The 258-nt window shown below is 65.1% G+C and carries 1 protein-coding gene; it reads left to right on the forward strand.

Features of this window, described 5'->3' with window-relative positions:
• On the forward strand, positions 1–258 hold a 258-nt coding region (locus ABAC460_RS50315; protein ID WP_035426720.1), incomplete at both ends, for a hypothetical protein.

The following is a 258-nucleotide window of genomic DNA, read 5'->3' on the forward strand; positions in this document are numbered from 1 at the left end:
CCCCGCCCGCAGTGCGCAGCCTGGTCTGCGACGCCCTGATCGGACGCGCCCCCGACGACGAAATTTTGCACCTGTGCCTGGCCCCGCTCGAGGCCGAGTTCCTTCGTCTGGTGGTTCGCGAACAGTCGCTAATGACCGTACTCGACCACCTCAATCCCACCCCCGACGATCTTTCCTTGCTGCAGACGCTGCTTGCGCGGCTGGTGCAGCATGGACTGTTCGTTATTGCCCCGGACCCCTTGTCAGCCCCCCCCTCCT

The organism is Asticcacaulis sp. AC460 (assembly GCF_000495795.1).
Taxonomy (GTDB): Bacteria; Pseudomonadota; Alphaproteobacteria; order Caulobacterales; family Caulobacteraceae; genus Asticcacaulis.